The following is a 1,137-nucleotide window of genomic DNA, read 5'->3' on the forward strand; positions in this document are numbered from 1 at the left end:
GGAAGAGGGAAGAAAGAAGAAGGAAAAATCTTCTGTTTTCTGAGTTTTAAGCTTTTTATCTGTCCGCACCCTTTCCTTTCACTGCTATAGATAATGTCTAAGCTTAACAATTTTTAATTATATTTTATTTTATACATAAATTTTGTGCTGGTTTTTCAATGTTGAATTATTTAGTTTTAGCAATTCCAGCTAAGTAAATAATGTTCCCAGCTCCTCATCTCTAATTCGATATTCAGAGGATAAAAAGTGGTCGTTAGCGCAGCTTCCCGAAGAGTAGGATGGGGAGGTCTCAGAGCCATATCCAATCGACCAAAAGACAATAGAGAGTTCCGTATTTTCGTAGCCTCCTTATTGCAGAGGTACTGATAACTGAAATGACTTTCGACAAACTTAAAAACTATTATATTTTCTAGACAATAACAACACAATTGCTAAACTTTTTCAACCCAAAAATTAAGGTCTCAAGCCTCCTCTTTGCTGCGCCTTCTGCAAGGGGATGAAAAAAAATAAAGTTCAATATTTCAAGCCTCTAACTTTCCTACGAAATGCTGCACAAACAGACAGAGGTACTGATAACTGAAATGACAAACTTTCGGTATTTTATTCTTTCTTATAAACTCTTTTTAGCCCTATATAATTCCGCACATTCTCCAATAACTTCTTTCAATTCTGGAAGGGAACAAGGTTTAGTTACACATTTAAAAATATCAGCCTGTTTCATCTCATCAACGTCAGAATTTATTTGTTCTTCAGCATAACCACTTAACAAAATACGAATAGTATCAGGAAAGCTCTCTCTTGTTTTGATCAGAAATTGAATACCTGTCATATCTGGCATACTTTGGTCAGAAATAATAATAGCCATTTCCCCTTCAACTTCGAGAATTTCCATCGCTACAGTAGCACTTTCTGCCTTAATAACTTTAAATTCACGTCTAAAAGTCCTATATAGTAAATCCAAATTATTAGATTCATCATCAACAATCATTAATTTAAGTTTTTCTGACATTGTTAAATTTATAGCAATTTCTATCTAAGGAACAAGTTTTAACAAAATTGGTTATGTACAAATTTTTAAGTACCTATGCATAATTATCATATAGCAATTCTCATACTTTGTAGGGAACAGAAAATGAA

1 protein-coding gene is annotated in these 1,137 nt (G+C 32.9%); it reads right to left on the bottom strand.

What is annotated here, in order from left to right; translation table 11 throughout:
- Positions 1–610: 610 nt before the first annotated feature.
- Positions 611–1,009 (bottom strand): response regulator, encoded by a 399-nt coding sequence (locus AC3DU7_RS23605; protein WP_488041740.1) that lies wholly within the window; start codon positions 1,007–1,009, stop codon positions 611–613.
- Between the last annotated feature and the right edge of the window lie 128 nt (positions 1,010–1,137).

The sequence above is a fragment of the Okeania sp. genome, assembly GCF_983059655.1.

Excerpts from the sequence above, each read along its gene's own strand:
- AC3DU7_RS23605 (WP_488041740.1), bottom strand. The coding sequence starts at position 1,009 with ATGTCAGAAAAACTTAAATTAATGATTGTTGATGATGAATCTAATAAT.